Source organism: Streptomyces sp. MB09-01, assembly GCF_033794505.1.
Lineage (GTDB): Bacteria > Actinomycetota > Actinomycetes > Streptomycetales > Streptomycetaceae > Streptomyces.
On record NZ_JARAYQ010000087.1, the window covers coordinates 1 to 19,770 of the forward strand.

At 72.3% G+C, this 19,770-nt stretch carries 16 protein-coding genes, 2 pseudogenes and 1 riboswitch; of the genes and pseudogenes, 12 read left to right on the top strand and 6 right to left on the bottom strand.

Annotation, left to right across the window (positions count from 1 at the left end; translation table 11 throughout):
• Positions 1-118: 118 nt before the first annotated feature.
• Positions 119-925, bottom strand: a complete 807-nt coding sequence (locus tag PV721_RS19595) for an HlyD family efflux transporter periplasmic adaptor subunit (protein ID WP_319726090.1) — start codon at positions 923-925, stop codon at positions 119-121.
• Between the two features lie 99 nt (positions 926-1,024).
• Complete coding sequence (locus PV721_RS19600) at positions 1,025-1,264, bottom strand: hypothetical protein (protein WP_319726092.1); 240 nt, start codon at positions 1,262-1,264, stop codon at positions 1,025-1,027.
• 489 nt (positions 1,265-1,753) lie between these two features.
• Between PV721_RS19600 and PV721_RS19605 the strand changes: the two genes are divergently transcribed.
• Complete coding sequence (locus tag PV721_RS19605) at positions 1,754-2,350, top strand: DUF6461 domain-containing protein (protein WP_323806081.1); 597 nt, start codon at positions 1,754-1,756, stop codon at positions 2,348-2,350.
• Between the two features lie 39 nt (positions 2,351-2,389).
• Here the strand turns inward: PV721_RS19605 and PV721_RS43955 are convergent, their stop codons facing one another.
• Positions 2,390-2,713 (bottom strand): PASTA domain-containing protein, encoded by a 324-nt coding sequence (locus PV721_RS43955; protein WP_416371136.1) that lies wholly within the window; start codon positions 2,711-2,713, stop codon positions 2,390-2,392.
• Between the two features lie 43 nt (positions 2,714-2,756).
• On the opposite strand from PV721_RS43955, the pseudogene PV721_RS43960 reads away from it, so the two are divergent.
• The 3 genes and pseudogenes from PV721_RS43960 to PV721_RS19620 form a co-directional block, all read left to right on the top strand.
• Positions 2,757-3,197: pseudogene (locus PV721_RS43960) on the top strand (carboxylesterase family protein); the annotation flags it as partial.
• A complete protein-coding gene (locus tag PV721_RS19615) occupies positions 3,137-4,369 on the top strand; it encodes a carboxylesterase family protein (protein WP_319726098.1) in 1,233 nt (410 codons plus the stop codon). The pseudogene PV721_RS43960 and the gene PV721_RS19615, both read left to right, overlap by 61 nt.
• 37 nt (positions 4,370-4,406) lie before the next feature.
• Positions 4,407-4,904, top strand: coding sequence for a carboxylesterase family protein (locus PV721_RS19620; protein WP_319726100.1), 498 nt, complete (start codon positions 4,407-4,409; stop codon positions 4,902-4,904).
• Between the two features lie 9 nt (positions 4,905-4,913).
• Here the strand turns inward: PV721_RS19620 and PV721_RS19625 are convergent, their stop codons facing one another.
• The 3 genes and pseudogenes from PV721_RS19625 to PV721_RS19635 form a co-directional block, all read right to left on the bottom strand.
• Positions 4,914-6,947, bottom strand: a complete 2,034-nt coding sequence (locus PV721_RS19625) for a SpoIIE family protein phosphatase (RefSeq protein ID WP_319726101.1) — start codon at positions 6,945-6,947, stop codon at positions 4,914-4,916.
• Between the two features lie 127 nt (positions 6,948-7,074).
• Positions 7,075-7,934: pseudogene (locus PV721_RS19630) on the bottom strand (ABC transporter ATP-binding protein).
• Between the two features lie 115 nt (positions 7,935-8,049).
• On the bottom strand, positions 8,050-8,298 hold the full coding sequence (locus tag PV721_RS19635) for an agmatine deiminase family protein (RefSeq protein WP_319726130.1): 249 nt from the start codon (positions 8,296-8,298) through the stop codon (positions 8,050-8,052).
• A gap of 50 nt (positions 8,299-8,348) precedes the next feature.
• Between PV721_RS19635 and PV721_RS19640 the strand changes: the two genes are divergently transcribed.
• The 8 genes from PV721_RS19640 to PV721_RS19675 all read left to right on the top strand — a co-directional run bounded on the left by PV721_RS19640 (position 8,349) and on the right by PV721_RS19675 (position 19,659).
• A complete protein-coding gene (locus tag PV721_RS19640; protein ID WP_319726103.1) occupies positions 8,349-9,833 on the top strand; it encodes a hypothetical protein in 1,485 nt (494 codons plus the stop codon).
• A 68-nt stretch (positions 9,834-9,901) separates the two neighbouring features.
• On the top strand, positions 9,902-12,652 hold the full coding sequence (locus tag PV721_RS19645; RefSeq protein WP_319726104.1) for a P-loop NTPase fold protein: 2,751 nt from the start codon (positions 9,902-9,904) through the stop codon (positions 12,650-12,652).
• 160 nt (positions 12,653-12,812) lie between these two features.
• A riboswitch (cobalamin riboswitch) is annotated at positions 12,813-13,039 on the top strand.
• A gap of 373 nt (positions 13,040-13,412) precedes the next feature.
• Positions 13,413-14,402, top strand: coding sequence for an ABC transporter substrate-binding protein (locus tag PV721_RS19650; protein WP_319726106.1), 990 nt, complete (start codon positions 13,413-13,415; stop codon positions 14,400-14,402).
• Positions 14,403-14,425: 23 nt separating this feature from the next.
• Entirely contained in the window at positions 14,426-15,520 is a 1,095-nt protein-coding gene (locus PV721_RS19655; protein ID WP_416371137.1) for a FecCD family ABC transporter permease, read from the top strand.
• Entirely contained in the window at positions 15,490-16,365 is an 876-nt protein-coding gene (locus PV721_RS19660; protein ID WP_319726134.1) for an ABC transporter ATP-binding protein, read from the top strand. Before PV721_RS19655 ends, PV721_RS19660 begins: the two co-directional genes overlap by 31 nt.
• Before the next feature lie 17 nt (positions 16,366-16,382).
• Positions 16,383-16,829 (top strand): hypothetical protein, encoded by a 447-nt coding sequence (locus PV721_RS43965; protein WP_416371138.1) that lies wholly within the window; start codon positions 16,383-16,385, stop codon positions 16,827-16,829.
• Positions 16,830-16,882: 53 nt separating this feature from the next.
• Positions 16,883-19,138, top strand: a complete 2,256-nt coding sequence (locus PV721_RS19670) for a heavy metal translocating P-type ATPase (protein ID WP_319726136.1) — start codon at positions 16,883-16,885, stop codon at positions 19,136-19,138.
• A complete protein-coding gene (locus PV721_RS19675) occupies positions 19,135-19,659 on the top strand; it encodes a copper chaperone PCu(A)C (protein ID WP_319726110.1) in 525 nt (174 codons plus the stop codon). The genes PV721_RS19670 and PV721_RS19675 overlap by 4 nt, the downstream gene beginning before the upstream one ends.
• Positions 19,660-19,770 lie beyond the last annotated feature (111 nt).

A 19,770-nucleotide genomic window follows, 5' to 3' on the forward strand; every position in this document is an offset into this window, starting at 1 on the left:
GTACGGGCGGACGCGGACCTGCGGCGGGAGCCGCCCCCCTTGGACTCGGGGCGGTGGCGCCGGCGTCCGGCGGGAGGGAGCTGCGGGGCCTGCTCCGACGCCCCGGCCCGGGGCGCGGTCATGGCAGCAGCCAGTCGACGGGGCGCCGTGCGGCGAGGTGGACGGCGCCGGTGACCGGCGTCCGCGAGTCGACGGCGTACGGGGGACCGCCCGCGGAGGACCACCGGTAGCCGGACTCGGTGGCGGAGGAGGGCTCCAGCTGTACGAGGACGGCGACCGGGTTGCCCTTCCCGGAGAACTGCTCGGCGAGCCCGCTGTCGCCGAGGAATCCGCCGATCTGCGCCGGCGTCTGGGGCGCACGGCCGACCGCCTTGACTCGGCCGCGCAGCATGCCGAACTGCTGCTGCGGGACGGACTGGACGCTCAGGTCGACCGGGGCGCCCACGGGGATCGCCGGGCCGCTGCCGCCCGGCACGTACAGGACGGCCACCAGCGGGTCCTCCGGATCCTTCACACGTTCCACGGTGGCCACGTCCGCGCCCGTGGCGACGACCGCACCCACCTTGGCCACCAGCGTCGTCAGTCGGCCGGCGGTCACCAGGCGCACGGGGCGGTCCCCCTGCTCCGTACGGACGTTGAGCAGGGGCGCACCGGCGGCCAGCAGTTGCCCCTCCTCGGCGAGGACTCCGGTCACCTGGCCCGCGACCGGGGTCTGCAGTACGTAACTGCCCTCGGCCCGGGTGAGGATGCCGGGGGCGCTCAGCTTGGAGGACACGCTGCCCGTGAAGGCCCAGAAGACCGCGGCGGCCATGACGACGACCGTGACGGCCAGGACGAGCCGCCCCTGCGGGCGCGCGAAGCGAACGGGCAGGTCGAGTTCTTCGGGCGATTGCAGCTTGGAAAGAGCCTTTTGGCGAAACTGCACGGATCATTCCTTCCACTGCATTTACGTCCGCCGGGCAGGCGGGCAGCCAGGAACCCCGGAGCCGTGGGGGACGCTCCGGGGTTCATGGGGATTTCCCGATCAGAGACCGGCGCGACCGGTGTTCAGCGAAACGCCGGTGATGCCCGTGACGAGACCGGGGACGTGGGAGACGATGCCCTGCGCGGCCTGGACGGTGTCGAGGGAGCCCACGACGCCCACGACGCTGGAGACATCGCTGGTCACGGCGCCGGCCAGGCCGCCGGACACACTGATGAGACCACCGGAGACGGCGTCCAGCTCGGTGTCGTCGATCTCACGGGTCTCGATGTCGTTACGCATGACGCGCACCTTTCATTGGGGGGAGGAATTCACAACTGCGGCGGCCGGGCGGCCCGAAACGCGGGCGCTATTCCCGACTGCCGCAACGGGCAAGATGAAAGCACGCGAACGGGCTGCCCACCCAATCCCTTTGACCGCCCATCCCGGGCGGATGCGCACCTCTGAGGACCGACGTGCAGCTTGATTCACGGAATGGTGACGGCTTCTTCACAGGATCGAGTAACAGATATGGGCGGCCCACTGCTTACACAGAACCAAACAGGCAAAATCCCCTAAACCGTATGGGGCATATTGGTCATATCGGCGAGCTGAGGAGGTCGGTGGGAGTGATCGCGCACACGATGTGCAGGTTTCCGGGAGGCGCGCGGGGTGACGGGGTCATCACGCCTGGTGTGCGCGGGGTCAGGGCCTGCTCGGCGGGCCGCCGGGAACAGCGGCACGAGGGACAGCACCACAGCACCCCCGGCGCTCGATACGATCAGCGGGTACGTGTGGGCGCACGCGGAGGGACCCATGGACGGAATCCGATGGCTGCCGGAGGACTTCGACGCCTACTGCCTGTTGCTCGTCCGCGGGCTCGGCGTGAACGAGCTCGTCGCCCGTCTCGGGTACGACCCTCGTACGGTGATGCCCGCGGTGACCCCGGACGAGGCGTTCGAACATTCCATGGACACAGCCCCTGTCACACGCCTCGGCACTACAGGGGATTGGGCGTTCTCGCTGGAACAGTGGAGCGCCGAGGGCATGGAAGCCGAGACGGCGCGCCGAGTCTCGGCGGGAACGGAATGCATCGCGGTGCTCAACAGCGGCACGCCTCCCGTGTGGTTCATGCACGCTGTGGACGGTGAGGTCGTGGCGCACTTCGAACCTTCGGATGCCCAGGATGTCGTGGACGGGTCCCAAGGACGGCTCACGTCCGAGCTCGTGGCCGCGGGACTGGTGGCGGCCGGCGTTCCGGAAGGGGCCGCCGGGGAAAGCTCCCAGACGCTCCTGCTGAAACTGGTCGAGCAGCACTTCGGGGTCGGCCTGCCGCGGGCCTCCCTGGCGAGCACAGCCCTTCCTGCACTCGCGCTCACTTCCATGTGAAGTGCGCCGGGACCTTCACCTTCACCTTCACCTTCACCTTCACGCTCGCGCTTCGATCAGGAAACGGTGGTCGTGCGCGGTGAATCCGCCCGTGCTCTTGATGCGCCGGTCGAGCCGGCGTAGTGCGGGCTCGTGTGCGGACGGGTCGAATCCGGGGAACTGCCAGGGGATGGCGCGCAGTTGGAAGATCACCGCCCCGACATCGTGGAAGGTGTAGGGGCTCGTCTCCTCGCGCGCCGTGGTCACGCGCAGGCCCGCGCCCTCCAGTGCCTCTACGGCGACGTCGAGGGTCCAGCCGTCGGGATCGGCCGGTGAGGGGATGCCGACGGCTTCGTTCAGTTCCGGCTGGTTGCGGCTGCCCACCTGCTGGGTGAGGAGCCGGCCGCCCGGCGCGAGCGCGGCGCCGATGCTTGCCGCATCCAGTAGTCCGTGCCGGTTGAGGATCAGGTCGAAGCGTCCGGAGGGCAGGTTCCGCCCCGACGCCCGGTGGACCTCCACCCCCAGCGGGGAGAGGTGCTGCCGGGCCACGGGGAGATTGGGCGCCCAGTTCCCGGTGGCCACGGACGTGGGCGGCAGCGGGGCGAGCGAGGCGAGGAACTCACCGCCGCCGGTCCCCGTCCCCGCCTGGGAAGGAGTCCGGCCGGCCACGTCCTTCAGCGCCGTACCGCCACAACTGCCGCTGGTCCCCGGCATGCCCCCGGCGTGGCGGCCCGAGGACGGCCCGGACTGTCTCAGCGTGAACGTCTGGACCCCGGGAGGAGCCGGTGACCGGCTGCCGGTGATGGTGTGGATCTACGGCGGCGGCTGGAAGACGGGCCACTCAACCGATCCCCTGCACGACGGAGAGGTACTGGCCCGGGGTGGCGTCGTCCTCGTGACGTTCAACTACCGGGTCGGCTTCGAGGGGTTGGCTACGTTCCGGGCGCCCCCGCCACCCGGGGCTTCCTCGATCAGGCCGCCGCCCTTACCTGGATACGCGAGAACGTCGCGGCTCTCGGCGGCGATCCGGACAACGTGACGGTCTTCGGCGAGTCCGGTGGAGGTGCGTCCGTCGCCGCGCTGATGTCGGCGCCCGCCGCGCGCGGCCTGTTCCGTCGCGCCATCGTCCAGAGCATGGCCGGGCGGTTCCTGCCCGATGAGGAGGCCCGGCGGATCGCCGCGCTGATCGGGGAGGCGGCCGGTGTGGGACCCGAGAGCCTCGCCTCCTTGTCCCCCGGGGCGCTGCTGGCCGTGCAGGACGCGCCCCTGCCGGCGATGCGGGCGAATCCGTCGGACTGGACGACTCCCGAGGCGATCACCGCGTTCTCGCCCGTCATCGACGGCGTCACCGTCGTGGCGGAGCCGTGGCTCGCACTTCGTTCGGGGTGCGCACGCGACGTGGACCTCGTCACGGGCTACACGCACGACGAGTTCACGCTGTTCGCCATGGAGCGCGGCCTCGTCAAGGTCAAAGCCTCGGCGATGGTCAGGGCCGTGCCGATGATGCTCGCGGCGGCCCGCGCGGGATTCCGCGAGCGGGCGTCGCGCAAGCCGGCAGGCCCCTCGGCGAAGATCCGCGACCTCGACCTCGGTGTCGTCGCCGAGGAGTTGGGGCTCGACCGCCGTGCGGCCACCGAATACCGCGCCGCCCACCCGGGCCTGACCGACCCACAGCTGTACATCGCCATGTACTCCGACGCACTGTTCCGGATGCCCTCGACGTGGCTGGCGCAGGCACACGCCGCCGCGGGCGGCCGGGCCTGGCTCTACGACTTCACCTGGAGCAGCCCGGCCTTCGGCGGGGCCCTGGGCGCCTGCCACACCATGGACATCCCGGCGACGTTCGGCCACGCGCGGGGGCCCCTGGCGGCCTTCCTGTTCGGGGGGAAGGCCCCGTCCCAGGACTTCACCCGCCTGTCCGAGCGGCTCCGTGCCTCGTGGATCTCCTTCGCCGCCACGGGGGATCCCGGATGGCCGCCTTTCACGGAGGAACGGGCGATGACCCGCACGAACTGCGCACCGCACCGTGGCCGTTGCTGATCGAGGCCACTGCCGGACTGCTCGGTGACACCACGGAGTGGGGGCACTGGACCGTGCCGTTCCTGCCGTTCTGGACGGCTCGACGGCGCTGCGGCAACCCGTCGAGAACCTGCTCGACGGTCCGGGCGCCGACATCGACGTCCTCATCGACCTGAGCACCGACGAGCTGTTCAGGAAGCCTACCCTGGCGTTCGCGGAGGCGCGGGCGGCACGGGGCCGCCCGGTCTGGGCCTACGAGTTCGACTTCCCCACCCCCGCGCACGACGGCCGTCTGGGTGCCCCGCACTGCCTGGACCTGCCCTTCGGGTTCGACAACTTCGGTGCCTGGTCGCACGCACCGTTCCTGGCGGGAATGGACACCAGGGTCAGGGACTGCCTCGCCAGGACCATGCACCGGGCATGGATCTCGTTCGTACGCACCGGCGACCCCAACCACCCGGCCATGCCGCGCTGGGACCGGTACGACCTGCGGTCCCGCACCACCATGCGCTTCGACACCGTCACCACGGCCGTTTCCCATCTCACGCCGCACTGACGGAGGCTCCTAGGGGCCGAGGGGCCCTTCGATGGGCTGCTCCGTCCAGATGGTCTTCCCCCTGCTGGTGAACCGGCAGCCCCACCGGTCGGCCAGCTGGGCGACGAGGAACAGGCCGCGCCCGCCCTCGTCCGTCTCCCGCGCACGGCGCAGGCGCGGCTGAGTACTGCTGGGGTCGGACACCTCGCACACGAGCACCCGGTCGCGGATCAGCCGGAGCCCGACCGGGCCGCCCGCGTAGCGGATCGCGTTCGTGACGAGTTCGCTGGCGACGAGCTCCGTCACGAAGCTCAGTTCGTCCAGCTGCCAGCCCGACAGCTGGTCCACCACCAGTTCACGGGCGTGCGCGACGAGGGACAGGTCGGCTTCGAGTTCCCACTCGGCGACCTGATCCGGCGGGAGGGCGCGGGTGCGGGCGAGCAGCAGGGCGACGTCGTCGGCGGGCTTCTGGGGCAGCACCTCGTCGAACATGCCCTGGCTGACCTCGCCCAGGGGCCGGCTCGATCCGGCGCCGGCCAGGGAGCTCAGCAGTCTTTCCATGCCCTCCTCGATGTCGCCGCCGCGGCGCGCCACCAGTCCGTCCGTGAAGAACGCCATCGTGCTGCCGGGTGGTACGCCGAACTCGGTGACCTCGAAGGGCATTCCGCCGACGCCCAGGGGCGGCCCCGGCGCCATGCCCAGGAAGTGCGGCTCCTCCCCCGGCGCCAGCAGCGCCGGCGGCGGATGTCCTGCGGTGGCAGCGGCGCATTGACCCGTCACCGGGTCGTAGACGGCGTACAGGCACGTCGCTCCGAGCACCGCGGGCTCCGCGCGGGATGCGCCGGTCATCTCGTCGCTGGAGAAGCCGAGCACCAGGTCGTCCAGGTGCGTGAGCAGCTCGCCCGGATCCAGATCGAGGTCGGCCAGGGTCTGCACCGCGGTCCGCAGGCGTGCCATGGCCGCGGTGGCTTCGAGGCCGTGGCCGACGACGTCCCCGACGACGAACGCCACGCGCAACGACGGCAGGGGGATCACGTCGAACCAGTCCCCGCCGACGCCGACGCCGCCGGACGCCGGCTGGTAGACCCCCGCCGTGTCCGCGGCCGCCGTGTTCACGAGGGACTGCGGCAGCAGGCTTCGCTGCAGGGCCACCACCGACCGGTGCTCCTTCGTGAAGCGGCGCGCGTTGTCCACGCCGAGCGCGGCGCGGGAGGCGACGTCCTGCAGGAGCACCGCGTCCTCCTCGCCGAAGGCGGACGGCAATTGGCTGCGCCAGACCGTGACGCAGCCGAGGATCAGGCCGCGTGCGTACAGCGGCACCGCCACGGAGGAGTGCGCCCCGCTCGGGACGAACAGGCGCAGGGTCTCGGCGTCCACCCTGAGCGCCGCGCGGAGCACACCGACGTCGGACACCAGCACGGGCCGTCCCGCCATGAGCGGGCGCATCACGTCCGTGTCCGGTACGGGAGGGAGTGCCTCGCCGACCGGCAGGAGGTCCTCCGCGGAAACACCGGGGCTCTGCGCGGCAGCGGTCCGGCGCAGGCGGACCTCACCGCTGGTGTCGAAGGGCAGCGGCTCGTCGCCGACCAGCACCGGCTCGGCGAGGTCCACGGTCGCCAGGTCGGCGAAGTCGGGGACGAGCAGATTCACGAGGACCTGGGCCATGTCCGTCACGTCCAGGGAGGCCCCGATGCTCGCCGCGGCCGTGTGGGAGAGCCTCTTCCGGCGTCCCTCCGAGTCGGGCTCGACCACCTCCGCCGCAGTCTCCTGCGGGGTGACCAGGACGAGCCACTGCGCCTCGGCGTCGCGGTCGCCCGGAGTGCGCGCGGCGAGGCGGACCACCGTGCAGACCAGGGGGACGTTTGGGCCCGCTGCGTCGCTGCCGGGAATCGTCACCGTGCGCCCGACCGGTCCCGCCTCCGCTCCGGCGCGCGGCAGCAGCTCCAGCAAGGGAGCACAGGGCCGGCCCGGTGAGCATTCCAGCAGCGTTGCAGCCCGTTCCGAACGGGCGACGACCACGCCTGCGTCGTCCAGCACGACCGCTGCCGTTTCGCTGACGGGCACCGAGGCCGGCCTCGGGCCACGCCGCTCCGGTTCACGCATGTCGCCTCCACGCACCGTGACCTTCAGTATCGTCCCGGAGGAAGGACCCGGCGACCCGCGGCACGCCCCCGCCGGGCGGTTCCACCGACTACGGCCAGGTCAGCGCGGGTCCGGGGTCAGCGCGCCCGGCGTCCGGTGGCCGCTGCCCGCTGCCGGACCGGGCCGCCCAGCGGCCGTCGTGGCGGCCGACCTCGATCGGACGGCCGAAGCACGTGGTGAGCAGGTCGGCGGGCAGGACGTCCGCGACCGGGCCCGTCGCGTGGACGCGGCCTTCGCGCAGCAGCAGTGCGTGGCTCGTGCTCGGGGCCAGCTCCTCCACGTGATGGGTGACCGTGACGGTCGCCAGGTCCGGGCGACCGGTGGCGAGTCGGTGCAGGGCGTCGATCAGGTCCTCGCGCGAGGGCAGGTCGAGCGCGTTGAACGGCTCGTCGAGGAGCAGCAGGGACGGGTCGGCGATGAGCGAGCGAGCGATGAGGATGCGGGCGCGTTGGCCGCCTGAGCACACGCCGTACGGCCTGTCGGCCAGGTCCTTGCAGTTCAGTTCGGCGAGCAGGTCGTGGGCGCGTTCGCGGGTCGCGGCGTCGTCTTGCGCCACAGCGGCTGAACGGTCCCGGTGGCTCCGGTCAGGACGATCGTGCGCGCGGTCTCGTTCTCGGGAACGCGCTGTGCGCTGGAGACCAGGCCGATGCGGGCCCGCTGTTCGCGCAGGTCCAGGCGGCCGAGCCGGTGGCCGAGGATCTCCACGGTGCCGTCGATGGGGTGCATCAGCGCACCGGCGAGGCGCAGCAGGGTCGTCTTGCCCGCGCCGTTCGCGCCGAGCAACGCCCAGTGCTCGCCGGAGCGTACGGTCCAGTCGATCCGGTCGAGGATCACCAGCCCGGTGGTGAAACGGCGCACGCCGACGGAGTTGAGCGCGGCGACGGTCCGTGGCTGCGCGGGCGTGTCCATGGGCGCTCCTGCCTGGCGCTGATACGCGCAACGTCGATGACGAGAATATTATCGCGCTCACATATCGATCGCTCTTATTACGCGATATCAGGTGCGGAGCAGGGCACCTCGGCGCTCACGGGGCAGTGACAGGCCTGCGGCCGCGCGGGCGCCAGCCTGCCACCGAGGGCCTACGGCACACCGACTGCTGCTGGGTGACGCAGTGGATTCCGCCGCCGCCGACGCCGAGGCGGTCGATCTTGAGCCGTTCGACGACGCGGTCGGGGAAGAGGCGGGTCAGCGTGGCGCGCGCCGGCCAGCCCGGGAAGCCCGCCGCCTGACCGCGGGGCCGAAGGGAACGGCAGCCCGCGGCACCCGTTGTCAGACCCCTCCCCCATGATGGAGAGCTTCAAGGGGGCATGGAGGAGGGGCGAGTTGGAGAAGCTCACCGCGGCGGAGCTGAGGGATGTATTCCGCCTGTCGGAGGCCGCGTGGTCACGCATCGCGGCCGGCATGACCGACCCCGTCGATCCCGCCGGCACCGAAGGCGAGACGAAGTGGTCCGGACATGACTTCGGCCGGTGGCTCGCCGCCGAGCATCCCGGCCTCGCGGGCAAGGGCCCCCTCCTGCTGCGCCCGGCGCCCGCGGTCAAGCCCCGCTACCTCGGCGGTGCGTACCGGACTCCCGAGGACGACACGACCGTCGATGCCGAGCTCTTCGCAGGGCTGTGGCGGACGCACGCGGGCGTCGTCGCCGTCGTCTATCCCCTGTACGGCATCGGCGACGCGGGGAGGGAAGTCCTCGACGTCCACGACGACGCCGACACCTTCGTCTTCGTCGACTACGCCTACGGTCTCGACGGGCCCGAGCTGCGGGCGGTGGACCGGGACCGGCCCGAACTCGTCTACGACCCGACCTGGGCGCAACTGGCCGCCCATGTGGGGACCCGCGTCCCGTTCTGGCCCGGCTCGCTGCGCCGCGAGCAACACCTGACCGCGTGGCGGCCCGGGGACGAACCCCGGCCGGTAGAGGTGATCACCTTCCCTTCCTGGGAGCCGCTCTACACGCTGGCGCGGCAAGAGCCCGAAGGCTCCCCGCTCCGGCACGCCTGTTTCACCATCGGCCACCGGATCCGGGCCGCAGCCGCGGACAGCGCCACCGAGGAGATGGAGAACCTCCGCAGCCGGGCGGGTTCTGCGAGGGCCTCGATGGTGTTCCCGGCCGTGCCGGACACGGCTGATCCCGGTCTCGCGCAGGTCGCGACGGACGACGTCGTCGGCGCCGGACTCGCCGAGCTCTGCACACGCACCGACGACCTGGCGGTGGAGTGCCTGGAACAGGTCAGCGGGTGGAGCGGCGCCAAGCACCTTCCGTTCGGCGGCACGTTCCAATTGATGCGGACGGAGGTCACCCGGGCCGGAGCCGAGTGGATCAACCGGCTGCGTGCCGTGCCGCCGACCGCACTCCACCGGGTGTGGGAGGAGGACTACGACACCGTGGGGACCTTCGTCGATCCGGCGACCGGAAGCCCCGTGGTCGCCGTCAAGGGGAAGTTCAGCTCCCGCGACGCCCGGGAGATCACCTATATCGGACGGGCACCCAAGCGCCTTCCCGCCGGCTCCGTCCTCAAGGAGATCGTCCTCGACAAACCGATCTGGGTGCGTACCGGCGACGGCGTGCTGTACCCGGCCCCTGCCATGGACGCCCCGGGGCTGTCCTGGGGATACAGCGGCTCGGGGCCCATGACGCTCGCCGAGTACGTCGGGCGGCTGCTCGACGACGGGGGCAGCCACGCCGTCACCTACGACGACGACGACTCGAAGGACGAACCCGGACTCCGGGCGTTCTTCCGGATCAAGCACAAGCGGGGCACGCGCATCTCGCGACGGGAACTCGTACGCGCGCGCAACGCGTCCTGACCGGCCCGCACCGCCCCACCCCGCCCCAGCCGTGCTGACCGGCGTCCCTCCCGAAAGGCCCTGCGTCCATGCCCCGACACCGCCCGCGCCCCGCCTGGCAGGTCGCCGACTTCTTCGCCCTGGAGCGGGAAGCAGAGGTGTACCTCGCCGCGGTGGACGCCTGCGTGGCCGAGCCGGCCGCCGCACGGCGCCTGGGCGTGCGCCCGCAGGCGACCGCCGAAAACACCCGCGCGAACATGCTCACCGAGGCCAATGTCTCACGGGCCGTCGAACCCTGCCGGGACACGCAGGAGCACTTCCGTTCCCTGCTCGAAGAGAGGGAACGGCTTCGTCGACGGCTCGACTACCTGCGCAACGGAACGCATCCGGCCACCGTGGTGCTCGGCTCGACCACACTCCTGACCCTCCTGTTCCTCGCCTTCGCGTCCTGGACCACGGCCCTCGCCGGCGCCGTGATCCCGCTCCTGACCGCCACCGCGGTGTGGCGGCACCCGGTGTGGCGCATGAGCGTCCTGCTGAACCTCCGGGAATGGCGTCTGCGGCCGGCCCTTCTCCTGCTGAGCAGGAGGACGGCATGGGCCGAAGCCGCCTGGCGCCGGGACCTCCAGGAGAACGGGGTGCGCCCCCTGGTCGCCCGGGTGGTGCAGGCGCTGCTCGGTGAGGACCACGACTCGCTGCTCCTCGCCGACAGCTACGACGGCCTGCGCTCCCCGCGCAATCCGCAGTACGTGATAGACAGCCCGGCTGCCCGGAGCCTCGCCCGCAAGATCGTCCAACTGGAGAGCGGCGGGACCATCGCGGTCAGCGGTTCCCGGGGCGTGGGCAAGTCGACCCTCCTGGAAACCTGTGCCAACGACGCCGGGTTCGCGGTCGTCGTGCAGGCACCGGCCACGTACTCCCCGTACGACTTCCTGCTGTCCCTCTACGTCAGGACGTGCGAGAGGTACCTCGTCCACCGGGGCTACGTCCCTCCCGCGTTCGTCCGGCTCTCGACCTTCCGCAGGGCGGCGCGCCGCCTGTTCCCCGCCCTCCGGAACGCGCTCACCCTGCTGGCCTTCGGGCTGGCGGCGGGCGCGCTCGTCGTCCTCGGCCTGGCCGCGAGCGCGCGCTCCCTCGCGACCCGGTACGAGCGTCCGTTGCGTACGCGCGCGGCGGAGTACGGGCACCGGGCGGCCGACGTGGTGGCGGACGTCTGGCGGGGCGAGCGGATCGGGACCGCCGTGCTCGTCGTCGTCGCCGGCATCGCCCTGTGGAGCCTGCGGCGGTGGAGCCGGTGGGCGGACCTCCGCCGGGGTGCCCGGTACGGGTTGGTCGCGATCGGCGCGCTGCTGGCCGTGGCCGCGTTCCTCTCGCTGTTCTTCGACAGCGGTGTCCGGAGCGTGGTGGGGAACATCGACGAAGACCCGGAGAGTCTCCTGCTGCTGCTCGTGGCGCTGACCGGAGTGGCGAATCTGATGCCCGAACGGCAGTGGGAATTCCGGGGGCGGTTGCTGCTCGGTACCGTCGCCCGCGGACGGATCGCGGTCGGCGTGCTCCTCGTGTCGCTCGCGCTGCTCCTCACCAGGCCCGTGGCGCAGGCGATCGTGACCGACCCCGAGAACCCCCTCCGCCTCGCCTGCGTCCTCGCGGGACTGCTGCTGGTCAAGGCCGGCTCCTGGACCCCTCCGGACCCGACGCCGTCCCTCGTGACGGCCTGCCGCGACGAGCTGTACCGGCTGCAGACCATGCAGACGGCGTCCTCTGCGGTCACGTCGGGGGCCGCACAGCTCCTCACCACGCACACGGCCTCGCTGTCGACCCTGCCGCCGAACTTCCCCGAGCTGGTCTCCGACTTCCGTGACCTGCTGACGGGCATCGCCGCCGAGCAGCACCGGCTGCAGGAGCGGGTCGTGATCGCGATCGACGAGCTGGACCGGCTGGGCTCGGACACCGAAGCGCTCGCGTTCCTGAACGAGATCAAGGCCATCCTGGGCGTGCCCCACGTCCACTACCTGATCTCCGTCGCCGAGGACGTCGGCGCCTCCTTCGTACGCCGCGGGCTTCCGCACCGCGGCGTCACCGACAGCTCGCTGGACGACATCGTGCACGTCCTGCCGTGCACCCTGGAGGAGTCGAAGAAGATCCTCGGGCGTCGGGCGTCCGGTCTCTCCGAGCCCTACAAGGTGCTCACGCACGCCCTCTCGGGCGGAATACCCAGGGATCTCATCCGCTACGGTCTGCGCCTGGACGAGATCACGTCCAAGACCCGGCTCATCGAACTCACCGACATCTCACGTCAGTTGATCCTCGAAGAGCTCGCCGACACGCTCGCGGGCTTCCGCACGCTCCTGAGCAAGCAGCAGTGGACGCCGCGGACCAGCGCGCTCCTCGTGGCGTTCCGGAACCTGACGGGCCATCTGCGTGCCGGCTGCCCCTGCGTCTCCGTCGAGCTCCGGCGGGCCCTGGAGCACGTGGCCTTCCACGATCTCCACCGGCACCTGGGCGAGGAAGCCGCCGCGGAGATTCCGGACGTGGCCCGGAACCTCATCGACGAGGCGTCGGCTTACGTCCTGTTCTCGCTGACCCTGCTCGACGTCTTCGGCGAGGGTGACCTGGCCCGCCGCCGGGACGAGGCTGCGTCACGAGGCCCCGAAGGGGACCTGGATCTCCTGGGCCAGGCCCGTCAGGAGCTGGAGGTGTCCCCGTACAGCGCACGACAGCTGATCGGCTCCATCCGTACCGCGTGGCGGCTCACGGACGGCCCGGCCGCCGGCCTTCCGCCGACGGTCCCGCCCGCCCGCAGCTCCGACTGCCCCCGCCACCCTCAGACTGAGGCCTGAGAGCTGTGCGGTGGGGCCGAACACGCTTGAGGAGTACGCCCTTTGAGAGGACGGGCTGGAGGCGGAGCTGCGGCTACCGGTCTGGCTGCGGTAGCGCGTCCCGCCCCGGCTGGCCCTGGGTGTGTGGGGGCGGCCCGAGCGGGGGTGCCGGCCTCGCGGGTAGGCTGTGAGCGCAGCTGGTTCGCACCCGTCAGCCGGACGGGGTGCGTCGTAAGAGGGAACCCGGTGGGAATCCGGGACTGCCCCGCAGCGGTGAGCGGGAACGACCGCCGTCATACGCACTGGGACCGGAACCGGTCCTGGGAAGCGACGGCCAGTAGGAGCCCGCCGGGAGACCGGCAGGCGCGCCCGCGAGTCCGAAGACCTGCCACTGCCCGCATGACGAAGCGTCGTGCGGGGTTCCCGAGGCACACCTGCCCGGGACCTTTCTGCCGCGACTCGCGAAGGAGAGTTGACGTGGCCGACCAGACCGTCACCACCGCTGGGTGGGTTGAGCACGACACCGGCCTCCCCGACCTTAACGTCGACGTCGACGTCGACGTCCCGGGGCCGATCCCCTCGTAGGCGACGGGCCGCCCGGCAGGCCTACGAGACGCCCTGCCCCGGCGCCGTGGCCCGGCCGTGCGGGGACTCCGCCTTGCCGTCCCCGCGAGCCGTAGCGCGAGTTCACCCCGCGCGGCCCCGTGCGCCCGTCCGCTCCTGTGCGCCTCCCGACAGGGCGCGAAGAACATCCGATCCATCCGCGGTGAGAGGACCAACCATGCCCCGCAACCACCCGAAGACCGTGCTGTCCGCACTCGCCGTCGCCCTGCTCATATCCGGCTGCGGAGGCGGCACCGCGCCCTCCGCCACCCCCTCGCCGGGCGCGACCGCCGAGGGCTTTCCGGTCACGGTCACCAACTGCGGGGTGACGAGCACCTATCAGCGTCCGCCGCAGCGCGCGGTGTCGCTGAACCAGCACGCGACCGAGGTGATGCTGGCCCTCGGCCTGGAGAAGTCGATGGTGGGGACGGGCTATCTCGACGACAAGATCCTCCCCGAGTACCAGGCCGCCTACGACAGCGTGAAGGTCCTCTCCAAGGAATACCCGTCCTTCGAGGCACTCCTGGAGGCCGAGCCCGACTTCGTCTACGGCGGGTGGACGTCCACCTTCGACGAGAAGGAGGGCCGCAGCCGGGCCGCCTTCACCAAGGCGGGGATCAACACCCGCCTCAACACCGAGGAGTGCCCCACCGGCCCGGTGGACGTGGCCGCCATGGACGAGGAGATCCGCACGGTCGCCAAGATCTTCGGCGTGCCCGAGCGGGCCGAGGAGCGGCTGGGGAAGCTGCACGCCACCCTCGACAAGGTCGAGACCGGGCTCACCGGCGTCACCCCGGTCAAGCTCTTCGTGTACGACAGCGGCGACAAGACGGCCTTCACCGCGGGTGGCAAGGGCATCGGCAACGAGATGATCCGGCGGGCCGGCGGGGCGAACCTCTTCGCCGACCTGGACAAGGCCTTCGGCGACGTCTCGTTCGAGCAGGTCGCGCAGCGCGCGCCCGAGGCCGTCGTCATCTACGACTACGGCGACCGGTCCGTCGAGGACAAGAAGAAGTTCCTGCTCGCCCATCCGGCGCTGAAGGACGTGCCCGCGATCAAGAACCAGCGGTTCGCGGTCCTGCCGCTGTCCTCCACGGTGGTCGGCGTGCGGGTGCCGTCGGCCGTCGAGTCGCTGGCGCGTCAGCTCCACCCGGGACTCGTCCAGTGACCGGGGCCAAGGCACCGGCACCCGTGGGGACCGGCCTTCGTGAGGAGGCCCGGCCCGGCCGGCGCGAGGAAGGCCGGCCCGGCCCCGCGCGCCGCCCCGGGATCCCGTACGCCCTGGTGCTGGCCCTACTCGGCGTGCTGGTGGCCGGCGCCGCCACGGCCGGCATCGCGGCCGGCTCGATCAGCGTCCCGGCCGACCAGGTGTGGGGCATCCTGCTGCACCGCGTGCACCCGTCCCTCGCCGAGCCGACGTGGACCCCGGTGCGCGAGACGATCGTCACGGACGTCCGCCTGCCCCGGGTGCTGCTGGCCGGGGTGGTCGGCGCGGGTCTGTCGGTGGCGGGAATGGCGCTGCAGGCGCTGGTCCGCAACCCGCTGGCCGATCCGATGCTGCTGGGCGTGTCCTCGGGCGCGTCGGTCGGCGCGGTGCTCGTCCTGGTCCTGAACCTGACGATGTTCGGGCTGTTCACCCTGCCGGTGGCCGCGTTCTGCGGGGCCCTGGCCGCCCTGGTCGCCGTCTACTTCCTGGCCCGTTCCGGCGGGCGGATGACGACGGTGCGGCTGGTCCTGGCCGGTGTGGCCACGGCCGAGGTGCTGTCGGCGCTGGCCAGCTTCCTGATCGTCACCTCGAACGATCCGCACAAGACGCAGTCCGCGCTGCGCTGGATGCTCGGCGGACTGGCCGGCACCACCTGGACGACGGTGTGGATCCCGGTCGGTGCGGTCCTGCTCGGGACGGCCGTCCTCCTCGGTGTCTGCCGTCCGCTCAACCTCCTGCTGGCCGGCGAGGAGGCCGCCGCGGCCCTCGGTCTGGACGTGCACCGGTTCCGCGGCGCCCTGTTCACCCTGGTGGCCCTGATGATCGGCACGATCGTCGCGGTCAGCGGGCAGATCGGCTTCGTCGGACTGATCATGCCGCACGTGGTGCGGCTGCTCGTGGGCGCCGACCACCGTCGCGCGCTGCCCGCCGCGGCCCTCCTGGGGGCGGCGTTCCTGATCTCCGCAGATCTGGCCGCGCGCACGTTCATGAGCCCGGAAGAGATACCCGTGGGCATCCTCACCGCCCTCGTCGGCGGTCCCTTCTTCCTCTGGCTGATGCGACGGAAGGCTGCCCGGTGACCGGCCGACCGACCGCAGAGCCCGGTTCCCTCCGCGCCGAGGAGGTCAGCGTCGTGGTGAACGGCAAGGCGCTGGTCCACCGGGCCTCCCTGCACGTGGCGCCCGGCGAGGTCGTGGGCCTGGTCGGCCCCAACGGCGCCGGCAAGTCCACCCTGCTGCGCACCTTCTACCGGGCGGTGCGGCCCACATCGGGCCGGGTCCTGCTCGACGGCGAGGACGTCTGGCGCATGCCGGGCAAACGCCTCGCCCAGCGCCTCGCGGCCGTACTGCAGGAGACGTCCGGGGACTTCGAACTGACCGTGTACGACGTGGTGGCGATGGGCCGCACCCCGCACAAGCGGGCCTTCGCGGGCGATGACGCGGACGACCGCGACGTCATCACCCGGTCCCTGGCGCAGCTGCGCGTCGACTCCCTCGCGCACGCGCCGTTCGACCGGCTGTCGGGCGGGGAGAAGCAGCGGGTCCTGATCGCCCGTGCGCTCGCCCAGCGCACGGGGACCATGGTGCTGGACGAACCGACCAACCACTTGGACCTGCGCCACCAGCTGGACGCACTGCGGCTCGTGCGGCGGCTCGGCGTCACCGCCGTCGTCGCGCTGCACGACCTGAACCTCGCCGCGGCGTTCTGCGACCGGATCTGCGTCATGACGGGCGGCCGCGTCGTCGCCACGGGGGAGCCCGCGCAGGTGCTGACGGCGCCGCTGCTGTCCGAGGTGTACGAGGTCGAGGCCGAGGTCATCGCGCATCCGCGCACCGGGGTGCCGTTCGTCAGCGTCCTGCCCGGCTGCGAACGGCCGGCCTACGGAGCGCCGGAGGGAGGAGAGCCGGCCGTTCGCCGGGACTGACCGGTAGGCCGCCGTCCGTGCTCCAGGGCGTCGGCGGCGACGTGTCCGGCCGGGTGGTGCACGCCGTACGGCGGCACGCCGGCCGCGTGGGCCGGGTCGCCGGAAGGAGTTCGACGCGAACGGGTGCCGACGGGAACTCGCACCGCACCGCGCACGACTACCTCTCCGGCGGTCCCGCACGGATGACCGCGACGGGCGCAGCGCCGTACACGTACCCAGGAGCTGGAGAGCCGATGACCGGAAGGCAACCCGAGACCCGCCCCCGCCCCGCCTGGCCGCGCTGGGCGCCGCCGCCGGCCCTGGCCGGCTTCGTCGTGCTCCTGGCAGCCGTGTTCGCCCTCTCCTACGGGGTGGGATCCGCCGCCGGGCCGGTCGCTCCCGGCCTGCACCGGACCGGCCCCGACGCGGGATCCGGCGGCGGCATGGGCGGCATGGACGGTACGCATCCGGGGAGCGGGCGGTGACCGCGGACGCCGTGGGCGGCACCCTGACCACGACCGACCTGACCGTCGGCGGTATGACGTGCGCGGCCTGCGTGAACCGGGTGGAGAAGCGGCTGGCGAGGCTCGACGGAGTGACCGCGGCGGTCAACCTCGCCACCGGGCGGGCACGGGTGAGCCATCCGCCCGCCGTGACCGTCCAGGACCTGGTCGAGGCGGTGGAGCGCGCCGGTTACACCGCCGAGCCGCCCCCGGCGCCCGTACCGCGTGAGGAGTCCCCGCCTGCCGAGCAGCCCGCCGACGCCGAGAGCGAGGGCCAGCGCGCGGAGCGCGAACGGCTGTTGATCACCGTGCTGCTCTGCGCCCCCGTCCTCGTGCTGTCGATGGTGCCCGCCCTGCAGTTCCGCAACTGGCAGTGGCTGTGCCTCACTCTCGCCGCTCCGGTCGTCGTGTGGAGCGCCCTGCCCTTCCACCTGCGGGCGGTACGCGGGCTGCGGCATGCGGCGGCCACCATGGACACCCTGGTCTCCCTCGGGGTCGCCGCCTCGTTCTCCTGGTCCCTGTACGCCCTGTTCCTCGGCGGCGCCGGCGATCCGGACATGCGGATGCCGTTCACCTTCCTCCCCTCGGCGGGAGGGGAGGTCGCGCACGTCTACCTGGAAGCCGCCGTCGGAGTTCCCCTGTTCGTCCTGGCCGGCCGCCATCTGGAGGCGCGGGCCCGGCGCGGCACCGGCGCGGCCCTGCGCTCACTGGCCGGGCTCGCCGTCAAGGACGTGACCGTACGGGAGGACGGCCGGGAGCGGCGGATCCCCGTGGAACAGCTGCGGGTGGGGCAGGAGTTCCTCGTGCGCCCCGGCGAACGGGTCGCCACCGACGGTGTCGTGGTCTCCGGCAGCTCCGCCCTGGACCTGTCCCTGGTCACGGGTGAGAGCGATCCCGTGGAGGTGGGACCCGACCGGAAGGTGGTGGGGGCCGCCGTCAACGCCGGCGGACTGCTCCTCGTACGGGCCACCGCGGTCGGCGCGGACACCCAGCTCGCCCGGATCACCCGCATGGTCACCGAGGCGCAGGCCGGCAAGGCGCGGGCCCAGCGGCTGGCCGACCGTGTGGCCGGGGTCTTCGTCCCGGTGATCCTGACCCTGGCGGTCACGGTGCTCGGGTTCTGGCTCGGTGCCGGGGCCGACCCGCAGGCGGCCGTGACCGCGGCGGTGGCGATCCTCGTCGTCGCCTGTCCGTGCGCGCTGGGGTTGGCGACCCCCACCGCGCTGCTGGCCGCGACCGGCCGGGGCGCGCAGCTGGGCGTGCTGGTCAGCGGTCCGCAGGCGCTGGAGGCACTGCGGCACGTGGACACCGTGGTCCTGGACAAGACGGGCACGCTCACCACCGGCCACATGAGCGTCGTCCACGTCACCGCGGTCAGCGGCGGCATCGGGCGCGAGGCGGTCCTGCGCCTGGCCGGGGCCGTGGAGCAGGGCTCGGAGCATCCGCTGGGCCGCGCCCTCGCCGCGTACGCGCAGCGCGCGCAGACCGGGGGCGCACTGCCCCCGGTCACCGACTTCCGGGCCACTCCCGGGGCGGGCGTCACGGGGTTCGTGGAGGGGCGGCGCGTCGACGTGCTCTCCCCCGACGACGGCCTGCCGAAGTCGCTGGCGCAGGCGCTGGCCCAGGCGGAGGCGTCCGTGCTCACGCCCGTCCTGGTCCGGGTGGACGGCTTCGACGAGGCCCTGATCGCCCTCGGGGACGTCCTTCGGCCCGGGAGCTACCGGGCCGTGGACCGGCTGCGCCGGCTGGGCGTGGAACCGGTGCTGGCCACCGGTGACCGCGATGCCACGGCGCGCACGGTCGCCGCGCAGCTCGGCATCTCCGCGGTCCATGCCCGCTGCACTCCGGAGGGGAAGGCCGAACTGGTGACCCGTCTGAAGGAGGAGGGACGGCGGGTGGCGGTGATCGGGGACGGTGTGAACGACGCCGCCGCCCTGGCCCGCGCCGATCTCGGCATCGCCATGGGCAGCGGTACGGACGTGGCGATCGGAGCGGCCGACGTGACGCTGGTGCGCGGTGACATCGAGGCGGTGGCCGACGCCGTCCGGCTGGCCCGTCGCACCCTGGGGACGATCCGCGCCAACCTCGTCTGGGCGTTCGGCTACAACGCGGTCACCGTGCCCCTCGCCGCGGTCGGCTGGCTCAACCCGATGGTCGCCGCGGCCGCGATGTCCGCCAGCTCGCTGCTGGTGGTGGGCAACAGCCTGCGCCTGCGGGCCTGGCAGCCCTCGCCGAAGCGCCACGGTGGCGCGGCCACTCCCCGTCCCGGCCGAAAGGACTTCCAGCGATGACCGGTCCCCTCTCCCCCACGTCGTCGGCCGAGGCCTGGCCCGGCAGCCGCAGGCTGCGCGACCAGCTGATCTCCGTGCTCGCACCGGTGACCGCCTGTCTCACGGCCCTGGTCGGACTGACCGCGTGGACCACGGCAGGAGCGGCGGGCACTCCGGCCCGCATCGAGGTCGGCATCGGGCGGGTCTTCCTCCCGTACGCCGACAAGGAGCGCACCGCCGCGTTCTTCCGGATCTCGAACACCGGAGGGTCCGGGGACCAGTTGGTCTCCGTGACGTCCCCCGTCGTGGAGGCGGTGATGCTGAACCGGCACGAGAGTCCCGCGGGGGCGGATTCCATGCGCACGGTCCCCTCGGCGGAGATCCCCGCAGGCTCGACGCTGCAGATGACCCCGAGCACGCTGGACGTGGTGATGACGGTCAAGGGCCGCTGGCAGGTGGGTGACGCGGTGCCCTTCGTCCTGCACTTCCGCAACAGCGGGCCCGTCGAGGCGGTGGCGTTCGTCGTGCGGCCCGGCAGCTGAGCCGCTCCCCGTCGCCGATCCCTGCCGGTCTCGTGCGATCTCGTCCGATCTTTCCGTCTTCGGGAACCCGGAGCCCGCGCCGTCCGACTACTGCTGCGCAAGGGGCGGACA

Coding starts and splice junctions, on each gene's coding strand:
- PV721_RS19600 (WP_319726092.1), bottom strand. CDS start 1,264: ATGCGTAACGACATCGAGACCCGTGAGATCGACGACACCGAGCTGGAC.
- PV721_RS19645 (WP_319726104.1), top strand. CDS start 9,902: ATGCCCCGACACCGCCCGCGCCCCGCCTGGCAGGTCGCCGACTTCTTC.
- PV721_RS19650 (WP_319726106.1), top strand. CDS start 13,413: ATGCCCCGCAACCACCCGAAGACCGTGCTGTCCGCACTCGCCGTCGCC.
- PV721_RS19670 (WP_319726136.1), top strand. CDS start 16,883: ATGACGTGCGCGGCCTGCGTGAACCGGGTGGAGAAGCGGCTGGCGAGG.
- PV721_RS19675 (WP_319726110.1), top strand. CDS start 19,135: ATGACCGGTCCCCTCTCCCCCACGTCGTCGGCCGAGGCCTGGCCCGGC.